This window comes from Ignavibacteriota bacterium, from assembly GCA_016708125.1.
In the GTDB taxonomy this organism is placed as follows: domain Bacteria; phylum Bacteroidota; class Ignavibacteria; order Ignavibacteriales; family Melioribacteraceae.
Genome location: JADJGF010000001.1, coordinates 3423567 through 3439048 on the forward strand (window position 1 = coordinate 3423567; position 15482 = coordinate 3439048).

The following is a 15482-nucleotide window of genomic DNA, read 5'->3' on the forward strand; positions in this document are numbered from 1 at the left end:
CGTCTAAATTATTTTAGTAGAATCATTTTTTTTGTTTGGTGAAAATTCCCGGAGTTTATTGTATAGAAGTAAATTCCGCTTGGCAAATTTTCACCGTTAAATTGAATTTTATAGTTTCCCGGATTTTGTTTTTCATTTACCAAAGTTGAAATTTCTCTGCCTAGAATGTCATAAATTTTTAATGAAACATTATTGTCATTTCGAGGAACTTGCGACGAGAAATCTCTGAGATTTCTCACTTCGTTCGAAATGACCGCAACAGAGGGAACGGAATATTCTATTGTAGTTGTTGGATTAAACGGGTTCGGAAAATTTTGTAATAGTTCAAATTCATTTTTTACAATATTATTATTATCAATTTTTGTAACTCTCGGTAAATTTTCTTCTATCCAAGTTATTCTTCTTCCAATCCAACCTTTTAGAATAACAATTTCTTCTTCGTATGGATATGGATTTAACACGCTGCTCCATCTTTCAAAATTTCTAATTCTTGCTTCGCTTATGTATGTAATTGTGCTGTCTATCATGTTAAAAAGACTATCATATGATAAAATATTTTCTCGTAACTCATACCATCTTTTAGAAAGTTTTTCACGAAATAATTCATCGGCAAATAATTTATTCCACCAAAACGGAACACGAAATCCATCATATGGATTTACTAAACTGTAGTTAACTTGCCATCCATCAGCTCTAAACATATCTTCTTCATTCCAAGCATCGCCAAAAGTTAAATTAAAATCCCAAATTGGACCGGCAACTAACTTAGCATTTTTACTATCTTTGTCTTTATACAAATAAGAACTAAGCCTATATGCATCAACATTTTTACAAAATTCATTAATTATAAAATGATCAATAAATGAATCTACCTCAATAAAATCATCGTAATTATCATTATTATTAAACATTAATTCTTCAAAATCATTCAAATAATTCTGGATATAATCTTTTTGAGATTGAGTAATTTCATCGGGTTTTGGATAATGATATTGAAACGGTGTTCCGTATTTAGAATACCAAAAATCAATATTTTCGCCATCCATTTTATCTATCTTTACAATATATCCGCCGGTGAGTTCATCGCCTTCGTTTTCAATATTTGTAAGTTGGGAAATATTAATTCTATTTTTATCGCGTTTAACGGTTTCCAATAAAATATAAAGTCCTTGATATTCATTATTTAAAATCAGTTCACAAAAAACTGTTCTGCTTGCATATCTTCCCAATTTATTTGATAATCCGTAGGCAAGAAAATTATGGATTAATGTTTTATCGTTATATGGGCCATTTAAAATCCAATCATTTTCTTTTGGCAATCCGCAAAGTGAAACATTTAGATTTTCGTTAATAGAATCAACAGTTTCAAATCTATATTGCTTTTTGGGATATTCCATTGATGAGCTTCCACGGAGTTCTATTGTTATTTCGCTGTTGTAATTATTGAATTCCTCCGTTAAATAATTTCGGTTATTTAATTCGTTGAAAATAATTCCCAATTCGGCTGTAATTCTATTTTCATCAACAATTGCTTTCCCATTTGTGTTGATAACAAAAATTGGAAGATTTGATGATGTGAAATTTTCTTGAGCAAAAAAATCTGAATTTAAAAGTGAAATTATTATTAGAAATATTACAATTGGTAACCGATGAAAAGTTATAGAGAAAATTATCATAATTATAAATTGGTTAAGTATTTATTAATATTTGTAATTGTAAAACTACCTTAATTTTGAAAACAAAAAAAATGTAATTCAATTAGTTATATTAAAAGAGATTCTATAATTGAAAATTACAATTATCTATACTAAGTATTATCGAAACAACTTACATTTCATCAAACTTTTAATTAAAAAAAAAGATGCTTAACTTTATGATATAAAGTAATTTTCATAATAAATAAAATCATAAATTTTTATAGGATTAGATATGGCGAATGATAAAATAATATGGACAAAAATTGACGAAGCGCCGGCATTAGCATCATATTTTTTACTTCCGATAGTTCAAGCTTTTACTAAAGGAACCGGAATTGATGTTGAGACAAAAGATATTTCATTAGCCGGCAGAATAATTGCAAACTTTCCGGATAATTTAACGGAAGAACAAAAAATTCCGGATTATCTAACTCAACTTGGTGAATTGGCAAAAACTCCGGAAGCAAATATTATTAAACTGCCAAATATAAGTGCTTCAATTCCACAGCTGCAGGCAGCAATAAAAGAATTGCAAAAAAAAAGTTATAACATTCCAAATTATCCGGAAGAACCAAAATCTGATGGAGAAAAAGAATTGCAAAAAAGATTTGCTAAAGTTTTGGGTTCTGCTGTAAATCCGGTTTTGCGAGAAGGAAATTCTGATAGAAGAGCTTCAGCATCAGTGAAAAAATTTGCTCAAAAATTTCCGCATAAAATGATGAAACCTTGGCCGCAATCCGGATCAAAAACACGAGTTGCGCATATGGCTGAAAATGATTTTTTTGGAACTGAAAAATCTGCTACAATGGAAAAATCTACAAATGTTAAAATTGAATTCATTGATGAAAATGGAAATACAAAAATTCTAAAAGAAAAATTATCTTTATTAAATGGCGAAGTTATTGATTCTGCAGTTATGAATGTAGCATCTTTAAGAAAATTTTATGCGCAACAAATTGAAGAAGCAAAGAAAGACAATGTTTTACTTTCACTTCACTTAAAAGCTACAATGATGAAAGTTTCAGATCCGATTATGTTTGGTCATGCGGTTTCTGTTTATTATAAGGATGCTTTGGAAAAACATTCCGAAACATTAAATGAAATTGGCGCAAATGTTAATAACGGTTTGGCTGATGTTTTAGAAAAACTTCATAAACTTCCACTTGAAAAGAAAACGGAAATTGAAAATGATATTAATGAAGTTTATAAAACACAACCGCAGTTGGCAATTGTAGATTCAAGAATTGGTAAAACAAATTTGCATATTCCAAATGATGTAATTGTTGATGCTTCAATGCCGAACGTTGTTAGAGACGGCGGTAAAATGTGGAATAAAAATGATGAACTTCAAGATTGTATTGCGATGATTCCGGACAGATCTTATGCAACAATGTACAATGTAATTATTGAAGATGCAAAAATAAATGGACAGTTTAATCCAGCAACAATGGGAGCAGTTTCTAATGTTGGTTTAATGGCTCAAAAAGCTGAAGAATATGGATCACATGATAAAACTTTTAAATCTTCTGATAATGGATTTATAAATGTTACAGATTTTGATGGAAAAATTATTTTACAGCAAAAAGTTGAAAAAGGCGACATTTTTAGAATGTGCCAAACAAAAGATGCAGCAATTAAAGATTGGGTAAAATTAGCTGTGAACAGAGCAAAAGCTTCAAATTCTCCGGCAATTTTTTGGTTGGATGAAAAAAGAAGTCATGATAGTGAAATTATAAAAAAAGTAAAAAAATATTTAAATGAATATAATACTGATGGATTGACGATACAAATTTTACCTCCGGATGATGCAATGAAATTTACTTTGGAGAGAACGCGTAAAGGTTTAGACACAATTTCTGTAACGGGAAACGTTCTTAGAGATTATCTTACTGATCTTTTTCCAATTTTAGAATTAGGAACAAGTGCAAGAATGCTTTCAATAGTGCCATTACTAAATGGAGGCGGATTATTTGAAACCGGCGCTGGCGGTTCTGCTCCAAAACATGTTCAACAATTGATAAAAGAAAATCATTTAAGATGGGATTCACTCGGCGAATATTCGGCGTTGGTTCCGTCTTTGGAATTTATCGCAGAAAAATCCGGGAATAAAAAAGTGGCATTGCTTGCAGAAACACTTGATATTGCAATTGGAAAATATTTAGAAAATGGAAAAATGCCTTCGAGAAAAGTAAACGAAATTGATAATAGAGGAAGTTCATTTTATTTAACATTGTATTGGGCTGAAGCACTTGCTCAACAAAATTCAGATTTGGAAATGAAGCAAAAGTTTGAAAAAGTTTCGAAAAATTTGTTTGATAATGAATCTAAAATTGTTGAAGAATTAATTTCTGTTCAAGGAAAACAAGTTGATCTTGGAGGTTATTATTTTCCAGATGAAGAATTAGCAAATAATATAATGCGACCAAGTAAAATTTTAAATTCCATAATTGATTCAATATAAATTTATCTATAGAATAAAACGGAGAAAATTTTTCTCCGTTTGTATTAAAATAATTGCACAATATATTATAAAAATATCTGGGAATATTGATAAAACTTGGACATCAATTTCAGAAGAACTTGAATGGATTTCGAACACAGCTAAATATAAAACAACATTTGAAAATCCGCCTTTAAAACTAATTATTGCAAACTTTGTAAAAAAGACTATGTTTTAGAATTGACTGTCGTTTTATTAAAAAAGAAAAATTAACAATTGAAGCAACAAGAGCAAAAATTGATCAAAGAAAAGCAATTAAGAACTCATTTGATTTTAAAAGTAATTGAGAGAAATAAAATGTTTGTGTGCTTAAAAAGTGACATTTAGTGACAATGCCTTATAAAAACTATACAATTCCTGAGAAAATATGTAAACTGAGGAATGATGAATAATGTGATTTTGAATTAAAAACGCACTTTTGAAGTAAATTCAAAGTACTGCAAATATAGAGCGGTGTTTTTTGGACGAAGTTCGAACATTTTTTGAGCAAAACCCCGAAAACTAATTTGGACTCGGCGGGGCAAACTATTTTTCTGGGGGAATGGAATTGCCCCGCCTCGGCTTTCTTCCCGCCCGCAGGAGGGGTCTGGGGAGGAATGCGGGCGGGTTTTTGAACCTTTCCTTTTTCGCTTCCGAATTTCGTGCCAGTTGAAAACTGGCGCGCCACTTAAAATTTAATTTATCCCAACTTTTTTAATATTTCGGCAAACTCTTCATCTGTCGCCATTTCGCCTTTCAAAATAGCGCAATCTTTACCCTGCCAATACGATTGCATATTCATATTCTTGCGGGTTACTTTTTCCGCCATTTGACGATTGCTACCGATCTGTCCCATGAAAAACTGAACGCCGCCCTCAAAAATTTCCTCGCAGGTTTTGACACTGCCGTCAGCATTGACACAGTAAAGACAAAACTGGGAATTTTCGTCCCCTCCCGCAAAATCTTCTTTTTTACTCATAGGCATTCCACATGCCTCGCAATATTTTTGCATAGTTTTATATTTTGTTACTTATTAATTTTGTATTTAAATATCATTATTTGTCATCTTTCCATTTCCATGCAAACCGAATAATCCAAAGAAGGGTGGCAATTTCTATAATGCTGAAAAATATGTAATAGATTGTCGGAGAACCAAAAATAGAAGACAGTTGAACCAGAAGCATTATTACGCCTGCAACGATGTTTGACCAGCGATTTACTTCATACTTTAGTATACGAGACAACAGAAACATAGCAACTGGAATCTCCATTAATATTGAAAATCCTAATAAAAAACTCTGGGTAAATTCCATGCCTCCTGATGCACCTGTCGTCACAAGCGATTTTAGCATTATAGGATCATATATTCCAAAAAGGTCGCAATAAATGTAGTTAAACAGCAAAAACATCCATAATGTTGAGAGCTTTTCTTTTGTACTCATAATTTTTTGTATTAATTAAATTAGTTTTTTTCTGCGACCTAAGAAGCAGAAAAACACCTTGAAACCCCTCTATATAAATTAAAAATCAAATTTTCGTCATTCTTCAACTAAGATGTTTAAATCTGACTTGTTATAAATATTGTTACCTCTCATTGATTTTTTAACTTTCCAACAAGTAATCGCATCTTTTTTTGTTCTATCAGGATTGTCCTTTAAAAAATCTCTAATATAAGTATTATATTCAAATTGTGGAGCAATTTCACTTTTATAATTTGGATCTTTTTTCTTTCTTTGCTCCTTATTCCATTCATCAATAAAATCTTTATAAGTTTTTTTACCAGTGTTTTTTTTAAACCAATCCAACAAATGAACAGTAAAATGAAACTGCTTACCAATATTAGACTGTAAAAATTCTTTTTTTTCTTTGTATGTTCTGTATTCTATTCCTATAATAGTATCTCTACTTATTGGATTTTTTGGCTTTGTTGGTTTATGAAGTCTCACTTTTTCTGAGCCACTATCTTTTACAATCCTACCCGTTCTTAGATATTCTGCAATTCTATGGGTAATTTCTATTTTTCCGCCAAAGTTGGTAATGCCAATTTCTTTGCAAAAAGCTGTCAATTCACTTTTTAGCCAATAAAAATCTTGAAAATCTTTAAGGTTTATTTTTTTGTTTAATTCTGGTCTTTTTTCCATAATTTAATTATACAAGAGATTAAATAAAAACTCATTATCTTTTTATTTCATGATCGTGTTATTATCATCTCTTCTTTCTATTAAAAATGCAATAAATGTAAAAACAAGATAAGCTAAAAAGATCATTAATGATTTCAATTTCGGACTTGTTTGCATAATCAATGGTTCTGGCATAAATGTAATAAAGGTGAAGAAAGAAGACATTATTAAAATTAAGAATAGCAAGGCAGGACGATTGATTTTTGTATTTTTGTTTTTATAGAGATAAAAACCAGTAATCGCCACAAGAACTATTTCAGTAAAATATGAAAACAATGGAAAATCCCATAAGCCCAATCCGACTTTATACTCATTAAAATAAAGAGGAAGATTTGATTTTTGAAATAGAAAATCAATAAACCAGTGTGATAACAACCCAATTGAAAGAACTGCACCCCATATATTATTTTTGAATTTCCAGAAGATTAAAAAAGTAGCCAGTGAAAATATCGTGGCGAATAATAAAGAGTGCGAATAAGGAAGGTATTCGATAACTGTTCTGTAAAATGGATTTTGATTTCCTGTATAGTGTATTTTTTCTATTCCAAGTATAATTAAAACAAAAGCTAACAAGTCTAAAAACTGAACCGAAATGAACAGCAACCACAAAGGAATTTGCCTATGTTTATTCTTGAGTGCAATAGAAATCGCATAATGACCAATATACATATTGTTATAGTTCCTTATAATTTCAATAATAACTCCATCGCAATTTTTTCCTTTTTAGATAAATCCACCAAAATTTCAGAGGCTTTATTTATGTATTCAATATTTTTCGTTTCGGCTGTTTTTTCAAATAGGCCTGAAACATTTGTCCACAAGATTGCTATTTCAACAAACATCTTGTGAGCTTCATTTAGTTTTTCTATTTTCAACAAATCATAGCTTTCTTTCAAAAAGTCCCTATAAATATTTCTAAAAATTGCTCCGCCCGTTCCAGCCTTTTCCATTAGCATGGCAGTAGTTTTGAAATCACCCTGAATGTCTTTGCTGTTTTTGAACCATTTTTTAATTTCTTCACTTGCCTTTAGAACACCTTTGTATCCAATATTTTTTATTGGCGGATTGAGATAATCTTTTGCATTGTTTTTTATGGCAATGACAATAGCTTTTTTAAGATCATAATTTTTTCCCATATCTTGAATTGTGTAGCTTAAATTTTTTGAAGACATCGGACCCTTTTCGTTTCTCGCCAATTCCAAGTTTTTTAATATTGTTTTCGCTTTGCTGCCTTGCTGTTTTGTATCAACCAAATACGCATAGCTATCATCATATCCATACATCGCCACATAATGACCGGCAAAATGTATTTTACTGGTAAAATAATCCAGATGATAACTATCAAGTTTTAGTCCAACGGCAATATTTTTATCAATATTGTCTTTGACATTTTCCCAAGCCTTTTTCACTGATGATGTCTCTTGAACATCTAATTTTAAATTTAAATTTCGTGCAATATTTTGAGTTAGGACATCGGGTTTTATTCTCCCGCCGATAAATGGAAAATCCATTATTTTCATATTCCAAAATATGAAGCCCAACCCTTCACCCAAACCAAAAAGCATCGGCTCAGAAAGCTCAATTCCGATTTCATTCAATAGCGAACCAGTTGCGGTAGTCTCGCAACGCTGACCGATAAATGGTTTGAAATTTTCAATTATGTGTGTCATATATTTTATTTCATCACTTATCAATAGTTAGTATATGAAATTTTTAACATTTAGTCAAACAAAAATTTTAGGGAGCTCCTTAGCGTTGCTCGCGAATGGGTTGGGTGGGTCAAGGGCAACATCTCTTTCGGTGGCACATTTTTACTTTGCAAAATACGAAATTTGGAAGCGAAAAAGGAAAGGTTCAAAAACCCGCCCGCATTCCTCCCCAGACCCCTCATGCGGGCGGGAAGAAAGCCGAGGCGGGGCAAATTCCATTCCCCCAGAAAAATAGTTTGCCCCGCCGAGTCCAAATTAGTTTTCAGGGTTTTGCTCAAAAAATGTTCGAACTTCGTCCAAAAAACACCGCCAAGTTTTACATTCAGCGAAATTGAAAGATATTGCCTCGGCGTAAAGCGCCTCGGCATGGTATTTTTCCGCTATTTTGAAGGCATTTTTGAAATCCAAAACCAAAGTGCGGTCGGCAATGCGGAAGTTCACAGAGCGAAGCTCTGGCAAAATGAAATTTTGCAAACCAATCTTTTTTCTCTCGCTTTCAGCGAAAGGTTGAGCGTATTTTTCTTTGATTGCCCAAAAGCTAATCTAAAAACAATATGGACAACCTAAATTTACAAACCAAAAAGATTTTTCTCTATGCCCGCAAATCCACGGACGAGCCAGAGCGACAAGTGCTTTCCATTGAGGCGCAAATGTTTGAATTGCGAGAATATGCCAAGAAAGAGGGTTTAAATATCGTCCGTGAATTTGTGGAAAGCAAAACCGCCAAAGAGCCGGGGCGAGAGATTTTTAATGAAATGGTGGCAAGCATAGAGAAAAATGAAGCCGAGGGAATTTTAGCGTGGCACCCTGATAGGTTGGCTCGCAATTCCATAGACGGCGGACAGATTATCTATCTTGTAGATACTGGAAAAATAACCACGCTAAAATTTCCAACTTTTTGGTTTGATCCGACACCGCAAGGAAAATTTATGTTGTCCATTGCTTTTGGGCAATCAAAATACTATGTGGATAATCTTTCGGAAAATATAAAGAGGGGTATTCGCCAGAAATTGCGAAATGGAATATGGCCCGCTTGGGCGCCACTTGGCTATATAAACGACAAAAACGCCCGCTGTATCGCCGTGGACAAAGAAAAGGCAAAGTATATCAAGCGGGCTTTTGAAATGTACTCAACTGGCGAATACCCGCTCGCTCAAATCCGAAAGATTATCAATTCCTTGGGCTTGGTTGGCAAGAAAGGCAAGATGCTTTCCGTCTCAAATTATCAGTATATGCTGAAAAACAAAATCTATTACGGCATGATTGAATATAACGGCGAAATGTATGACGGAAAGCATGAACCGATTATCACAAAGAAACTTTTTGATTCCGTTCAAGAAGTGATGATGAATAAAAGCAAACCGAAATCGCCAAAATTAAAACATTATGTGTATAGAGGATTTTTCCGTTGCGGAGAGTGCGGTTGCTTCATAACTACCGAAACGCAAAAAGGGCATAACTATTTACGCTGTACCAAACGGAAAAATCCTTGCATGCAAAAATATACTCGCGAGGAAATCATCACTTCTCAAATAAAAGAAGAAATCAAAAAAGTTTCTTTGTCTTCCGCTTGGGCAAACGCTTCAATAAATTTTTTCGAAAACGAAAAAATGAAAATTGCCCAAGCGGAAAGCTCTTTCGCCCAAAAAGCGAGAGATGAGCTTGTAGAGATAGAATCAAAACTTGATCGCTTGCTTGATTTACAACTGGACGGCAATTTATCGCAAACGGAATATGCCACTAAAAAGCACAAGCTCATTCTCGCTAAAAAGGATTTGGAAGAAAAAATCTCTGCTTTTGGGCGAAAGAGCAATAATCGGTTCGAACTTCCGCATTGCCGACCGCACTTTGGTTTTGGATTTCAAAAATGCCTTCAAAATTGCGGAAAAATACCATGCCGAGGCGCTTTACGCCGAGGCAACATCTTTCAATTTCGCTGAATGTAAAACTTGGCGGAGAGGGTGGGATTCGAACCCACGGTACCCTTACGAGTACACTACCTTTCCAGGGTAGCCAGATCAGCCACTCCTGCACCTCTCCAAGATTTAGTGTGTAAATATATCATACTTCATTATAAATAGAAAATTATTACAAAAATATTTTATTATTCTTTTGTAAATTTATTTACCAAAATTTGGAAAGATGGCAGAGCGGTTGAATGCGGCGGTCTCGAAAACCGTTGTCCGCAGTATTGTGGACCGAGGGTTCGAATCCCTCTCTTTCCGCATAGTTTTTCATTTCTTGTTTTCACTTTCTTTTCAATTATTTTAATTCAATCTTTAAGAAAGGATATCAATGTCACTTTTAGATAAAAAATGTCTTTCGTATGAAGGCTTTGTTAAACCATTTGATGAAGTTAGTGAAAAACAATTTTTACAAAAGGTTAAAAATTGGAATTTAATTTCATCAGACGAACATAAGATTATCAAAACTTTCAGATTATTAGATTTTGTTAATTCAATTAAATTTGTTAATAAAATTGCTGAAATATCAGAAGTTGAAGGTCATCATCCAAATATTTCAATTAAATATAATATTGTTGATATTGAACTCTTCACGCATTCAATCGGTGGATTAAGCGAAAATGATTTTATTCTTGCAGCTAAAATTGATGAGGTTTTTGAATTAAATAAATAAAAAACCGCTGTAATTTACAACGGTCTTTATTTAACTAAAAATCAAATTAAGATGGAACTTCTGTTTTTAACAAAACATTATTAATTGCTTCAATTAAAGAAGCCTTTGGTAATGCACCTTGCGCCATTTGAGGTCTTTCATCTTTTGGGCAAAACAATAATGAAGGAATACTTCTAATTCCAAAAACTGCTGCAAGCTCTTGTTCAACTTCGGTATCAATTTTATAAACATTTATTTTACCAGCATATTCTTTGCTTAATTCTTCTAAAATTGGGGCAACCATTTTACACGGTCCGCACCAATCAGCATAAAAATCTATAATACATGGAAGTTCACCAGCAAAATTCCATTCTTTATTTTGTTCGTAATTAAAAACTTTTTCTAAAAAAGTTTGTTTGGTTAAGTGCTCTGCCATACTTCTCCTTTTTTTTATGAAATATGATGTCTGCTTTTTTAAAAGGATTCAAAATATTTAACTGTTTTAAAATCCTTAATAAATATTTTGTTGAAATAATTAATATTATTTTTGCTTAATTATAACGTACAAATTTTAACTTTCCATAAATATGATAAAAATATTCCAAACAATAATTTTACATTTTATAATTGGATTTTTAGTTTCCGGAAATAAGGTTTCAGGCCAAAATGAAATGCTTAACCAGGGCGATTTTCGCTTTGTAAAAATTGGTGTTGAAGAAGGTTTATCGCAATCGTCAATATTATCAATTTTGCAGGATAAAAGAGGTTATTTATGGATTGGAACAGCAAACGGATTAAATAGATTTGACGGTTACGAATTTGTTGTTTACAATAATATTACAGAAGATTCTTCATCTATTTCTGATAATGAAATTACATCAATGTATGAGGATAAAGAAGGATTCATTTGGATTGGAACTGCAAAAGGTATTTTAAATAAATTTAATCCTAAAACGGAGACTTTTAAACATTATGATATTGCAAGCTCAAGCGATTGGTATTTAATTGATGAAGAAAAATTTTATAATTATCCGCTAACACTTTCAAGAAATCAGAACAGCACTATAACTACAATTGATGAAGATAATGATGGAAATTTATGGATTGGAACTTGGGGAAAAGGGTTAATTAAATTTAATCCCAAAACAAATCAGAAAAAATATTTATATCATTTTCCAAATCGAATTAATGCTTTAAGTTCAAACAATATTGTAAAAGTTTTTGTGGATTCAAAAGGAATAATTTGGGTCGGCACTTTTGGCGGAGGTTTGAATAAAATTATTAATACCGCAAATTCTCAATTAAAAATTTTCAATAAAAATATTTATCCAATAAATTTTATTAAAATAGGTGAAAAAATAACTTCAGTTTCTGAAGACTCAGAAAAGAATATAATTGTTGCAGAATATAATAATGGAATATTTAAAATTAATTCAACAACAAAAGAATTATCTCCAAATCGCTGGCAAATTTCTCAATTAGATTTGAAATTAAATCAAAATTATAATTCGCCTAATATTATGACTGTCTGCAAAGAAAATGAAAATTTATGGATTGGAACTTACGGTAACGGACTTTTGCTTTACAATGAAAAGTTAAAAACCACAAAACAATTTTTGGCTTCTAAAGATGAAAACTCGTTAAGTGAAAATGAAATTCAATCAATTTATGTTGATAATTCCGGAACGGTTTGGGTTGGTACACAGCTTGGGAAAGGCATAAATAAAATTGAATCAAATAAAAATAATTTTAAAACTATTCCGGTTTTGTCTGTTGAAAATAAATCAATAAACGATAATATAATTTGGTCAATTTTTGAAGACAGCGATAAAAATTTGTGGATTGGAACTTACCGCGGCGGCTTGAACAAAATTGATTTTAAAACAAATAATTTTAAATATTTTGGAGAAAATGAAATCGGCGATTTTCATATTCGTTCAATTATTGAAGATTTCAATGGAAATTTATGGATTGGAACTTTTTCAAATGGGTTAACTTTTTTTGATCGAAGTAAAAATATATTTAAATATTTTAAAATTGGGGAAGACAACAAAAGTTTAAAATCCAATCAAATTCAATCGCTGCTTATTGATCAAGATTCAATACTTTATATTGGTACATTCGGCGGTGGCTTGAGTCAGCTTTCTCTAAAAGATTTTTATCAAAAACAAATTCACGAGTTTACGTCTTATCAGCATAATCCATCGAATATTTTCAGCATTAGCGATGATAGAGTTTATTGTATTTATGTTGATAAAAAAAACGAATTGTGGCTAGGCACACACGGCGGAGGAATAAATCAATTTAATAAAAAAACAAAAGTTTTCACAAATTATAAAAGTGATAATAATTTGTTGAATGATAACCGAATTATGAAAATTTCTGAAACTAAAGAAGAGAAATTTTTAATTGGAACTTTTGGAGGCGGATTAAATTTATTTGATCCCGAGACAAAATCATTTACAAATATTAATAAAATTTCCGGAATTGACTGCAACGATGTTTACGGAATAATTGACGATAACGTAAGCGGATATTGGTTAAGCACAAATAACGGAATTTATAAACTCGATTATGATTTAAGTTCATTCGTTCGTTATGGATTATTAGATGGATTACAAAGTCTTGAATTTAATGGTGGTTCTTATTTCAAATCAAAATCCGGTATAATATATTTTGGCGGAATAAATGGATTGAATTATTTTGATCCAAAGGAAATTCAGATTGATAAATTTGCAGCTCCGATTGTAATTACAAAAATAAAATTGTTTGATAAAGAAATTAAAGGTGAAAAAAAAGAATTAATATTTGAAAAAGAACAAAATTATTTTTCCTTTGAATTTGCATCATTGGACTTTAAAAAGTCCGGTAAAAATAAATACAAATATATTTTAGAAGGTTTAGATAAAAATTGGACTTACACAAATGCTGAAAATAGAAAAGTATTTTATACAAATCTTGCACCAGGTGAATATAAATTTATTGTTACCGGTACAAACAATGATGGAATTTGGAGTTCAAAATTTTCATCAGTTAAAATAACAATTCTTTCTCCTTTCTGGATGCAGTGGTGGTTTATTTCATTGCTGATATTGTTTGTTGGTGGAATTATTACTTTTTTAATAAATCAAAGAATTAGATATTTAATTGCAATGGATAAATTGAAATCAAATCTTTCTGCTGATTTGCATGATAATGTTGGAGCTGGTTTAACAGAAATTTCCATATTAAGTGAACTTACTGCAACGGAAGTTCCGGATTCATCAAATGTTTCAAAGAATTTGATTAAAATAAGCGAGCTATCACGACAATTAGTTGAATCAATGAGTGATATTGTTTGGGTTGTAAATCCAAATAGAGATTCTTTATATGATTTAATTGTAAGATTGAAAGATTCTTATGCAGAACTTTTAGGCGAATTAGGAATAACTTTACAAACTTCAGATTTGGATAAATTAGAAAATATTAAAATGCCGATGGATATTAGACAAAATCTTTATTTAATTTTAAAGGAATCAATAAATAATTGCATAAAACACAGCTGTTGTAAAAACATTATTTTGGAAATTATTAATGTTGGGAAAAATATGACTATAAAAGTTATTGATGACGGAAACGGGTTTAATATTAATTCCCAAACTCATGGTAATGGATTAACAAATATTAAGAATCGCTCAAATAAAATTGATTGGCAAATTTCAATTAAATCAGAAATTGGCATTGGCACAAAAGTAATTTTAGAAGGAAAAATTTAAAGGATGATAAACGTCGCAATAATAGAAGATAATTTAATTATTAGAGATGGATTGGCTGCACTTATTAACGGAACAAGCGGTTATAAATGTGTTGGCTCTTTTGGAAATTGCGAAAATTTTCTTTGCGAACTGCCGAAATTAGAAATTGATGTTACACTTATGGATATTGGACTTCCGGGAATAAATGGAATTGAAGGAGTTAAAAAAGCAAGAAAAATTAAACCTGATTTAAATATTCTTATGCTTACAATTTACAAAGAAAGTAAAGTTGTGTTTGAAGCTTTGTGTGCCGGAGCTTGCGGTTATTTAGTAAAAAATACTCCGCCAAGCAGATTATTGGATGCAATAAAGGAAGTTTCTGAAGGCGGTTCTCCAATGAGCAGTATGATTGCCAGGCAAGTTATTTCTGTATTTCAACAAGAAAATACCGTTACAAAATCTCAAGAAGATTATGGACTTTCGGATCGTGAAAAGGAAGTTTTACTTAAGCTTTCTGAAGGAGATAATTATCAGCAAATTGCAGATTCACTTTTTATAAGCGTTGATACGGTGAGACATCATATAAGAAATATTTACAAAAAACTTCATGTTCATTCACAATCGGAGGCAGTTGCAAAAGCAATCAGAAAAGGAGTAATATAAACTGCATAAATAGTGCATAAATTTTTACATTTTTTATTCCTACCATAAAAAACCGCATAAATGTGCGGTTGATTGACCACGTCCAAATTATTATTTATCAAACAGAGTTTCTAAATCTATTGCAATTAGGAGGAAATATGTTTGATTATAATTCTAAAGAAAATCCAATACCCGAACTTGTAAATGATGATATATACGGTTTGTTACAAAGCAGGGGATTGATAGATGAGAAATCCGTTAGAGATTATTTAATTAAAAAAAGATTTAAGGATATGAGAGATCTAAAAGTGAGAGCAAGCGAAGCTATAGATTCTTTGCGTGAAGAATATCCATATTTACAGTTTGATACTATTAGAAAAATTGTTTACCAAACATAAAGTTTGCGTTTGTACATAGGGAATGTG

At 31.4% G+C, this 15482-nt stretch carries 14 protein-coding genes and 2 tRNA genes; 8 read left to right on the top strand and 8 right to left on the bottom strand.

The window, feature by feature from the left end; translation table 11 throughout:
* Positions 1–8: 8 nt before the first annotated feature.
* Complete coding sequence (locus IPH62_14705) at positions 9–1676, bottom strand: CotH kinase family protein (protein MBK7106527.1); 1668 nt, start codon at positions 1674–1676, stop codon at positions 9–11.
* 253 nt (positions 1677–1929) lie between these two features.
* Here IPH62_14705 and IPH62_14710 point away from each other — a divergent pair, with 253 nt between their 5' ends.
* Positions 1930–4158, top strand: a complete 2229-nt coding sequence (locus IPH62_14710) for an NADP-dependent isocitrate dehydrogenase (protein ID MBK7106528.1) — start codon at positions 1930–1932, stop codon at positions 4156–4158.
* Positions 4159–4876: 718 nt separating this feature from the next.
* Here the strand turns inward: IPH62_14710 and IPH62_14715 are convergent.
* The 5 genes from IPH62_14715 to IPH62_14735 all read right to left on the bottom strand — a co-directional run bounded on the left by IPH62_14715 (position 4877) and on the right by IPH62_14735 (position 8026).
* Positions 4877–5155, bottom strand: a complete 279-nt coding sequence (locus IPH62_14715; GenBank protein MBK7106529.1) for a hypothetical protein — start codon at positions 5153–5155, stop codon at positions 4877–4879.
* A gap of 76 nt (positions 5156–5231) precedes the next feature.
* The gene (locus tag IPH62_14720; protein ID MBK7106530.1) at positions 5232–5618 is read right to left on the bottom strand and encodes a hypothetical protein; all 387 of its coding nucleotides are present in this window, start codon (positions 5616–5618) and stop codon (positions 5232–5234) included.
* Positions 5619–5714: 96 nt separating this feature from the next.
* Complete coding sequence (locus IPH62_14725; GenBank protein ID MBK7106531.1) at positions 5715–6317, bottom strand: cytoplasmic protein; 603 nt, start codon at positions 6315–6317, stop codon at positions 5715–5717.
* A gap of 42 nt (positions 6318–6359) precedes the next feature.
* Entirely contained in the window at positions 6360–7025 is a 666-nt protein-coding gene (locus IPH62_14730) for a metal-dependent hydrolase (protein MBK7106532.1), read from the bottom strand.
* Between the two features lie 14 nt (positions 7026–7039).
* On the bottom strand, positions 7040–8026 hold the full coding sequence (locus tag IPH62_14735) for a BtrH N-terminal domain-containing protein (protein ID MBK7106533.1): 987 nt from the start codon (positions 8024–8026) through the stop codon (positions 7040–7042).
* A 162-nt stretch (positions 8027–8188) separates the two neighbouring features.
* Here IPH62_14735 and IPH62_14740 point away from each other — a divergent pair, with 162 nt between their 5' ends.
* Together IPH62_14740 and IPH62_14745 are read left to right on the top strand one after the other, a co-directional pair.
* Positions 8189–8632: a hypothetical protein gene (locus tag IPH62_14740; protein MBK7106534.1), complete on the top strand. Its 444-nt coding sequence runs from the start codon at positions 8189–8191 to the stop codon at positions 8630–8632.
* Complete coding sequence (locus IPH62_14745) at positions 8620–10005, top strand: recombinase family protein (protein MBK7106535.1); 1386 nt, start codon at positions 8620–8622, stop codon at positions 10003–10005. The genes IPH62_14740 and IPH62_14745 overlap by 13 nt, the downstream gene beginning before the upstream one ends.
* 10 nt (positions 10006–10015) lie before the next feature.
* Here IPH62_14745 and IPH62_14750 read toward each other — a convergent pair.
* Positions 10016–10105, bottom strand: a tRNA-Ser gene (locus IPH62_14750).
* Between the two features lie 96 nt (positions 10106–10201).
* Between IPH62_14750 and IPH62_14755 the strand changes: the two genes are divergently transcribed.
* Positions 10202–10290, top strand: a tRNA-Ser gene (locus tag IPH62_14755).
* Positions 10291–10360: 70 nt separating this feature from the next.
* Positions 10361–10702 carry a 4a-hydroxytetrahydrobiopterin dehydratase gene (locus tag IPH62_14760; GenBank protein MBK7106536.1) on the top strand — a complete coding sequence of 114 codons (342 nt, stop codon included), beginning with the start codon at positions 10361–10363 and terminating at the stop codon, positions 10700–10702.
* 46 nt (positions 10703–10748) lie between these two features.
* On the opposite strand, the gene trxA is transcribed toward IPH62_14760, so the two are convergent.
* On the bottom strand, positions 10749–11117 hold the full coding sequence (gene trxA, locus IPH62_14765) for a thioredoxin (protein ID MBK7106537.1): 369 nt from the start codon (positions 11115–11117) through the stop codon (positions 10749–10751).
* 151 nt (positions 11118–11268) lie between these two features.
* Between trxA and IPH62_14770 the strand changes: the two genes are divergently transcribed.
* From IPH62_14770 to IPH62_14780, 3 genes are all read left to right on the top strand, one after another.
* Positions 11269–14436, top strand: a complete 3168-nt coding sequence (locus IPH62_14770; protein ID MBK7106538.1) for a hypothetical protein — start codon at positions 11269–11271, stop codon at positions 14434–14436.
* A 3-nt stretch (positions 14437–14439) separates the two neighbouring features.
* The gene (locus tag IPH62_14775; protein ID MBK7106539.1) at positions 14440–15078 is read left to right on the top strand and encodes a response regulator transcription factor; all 639 of its coding nucleotides are present in this window, start codon (positions 14440–14442) and stop codon (positions 15076–15078) included.
* A gap of 137 nt (positions 15079–15215) precedes the next feature.
* Entirely contained in the window at positions 15216–15455 is a 240-nt protein-coding gene (locus IPH62_14780) for a hypothetical protein (protein MBK7106540.1), read from the top strand.
* Positions 15456–15482: the final 27 nt, after the last annotated feature.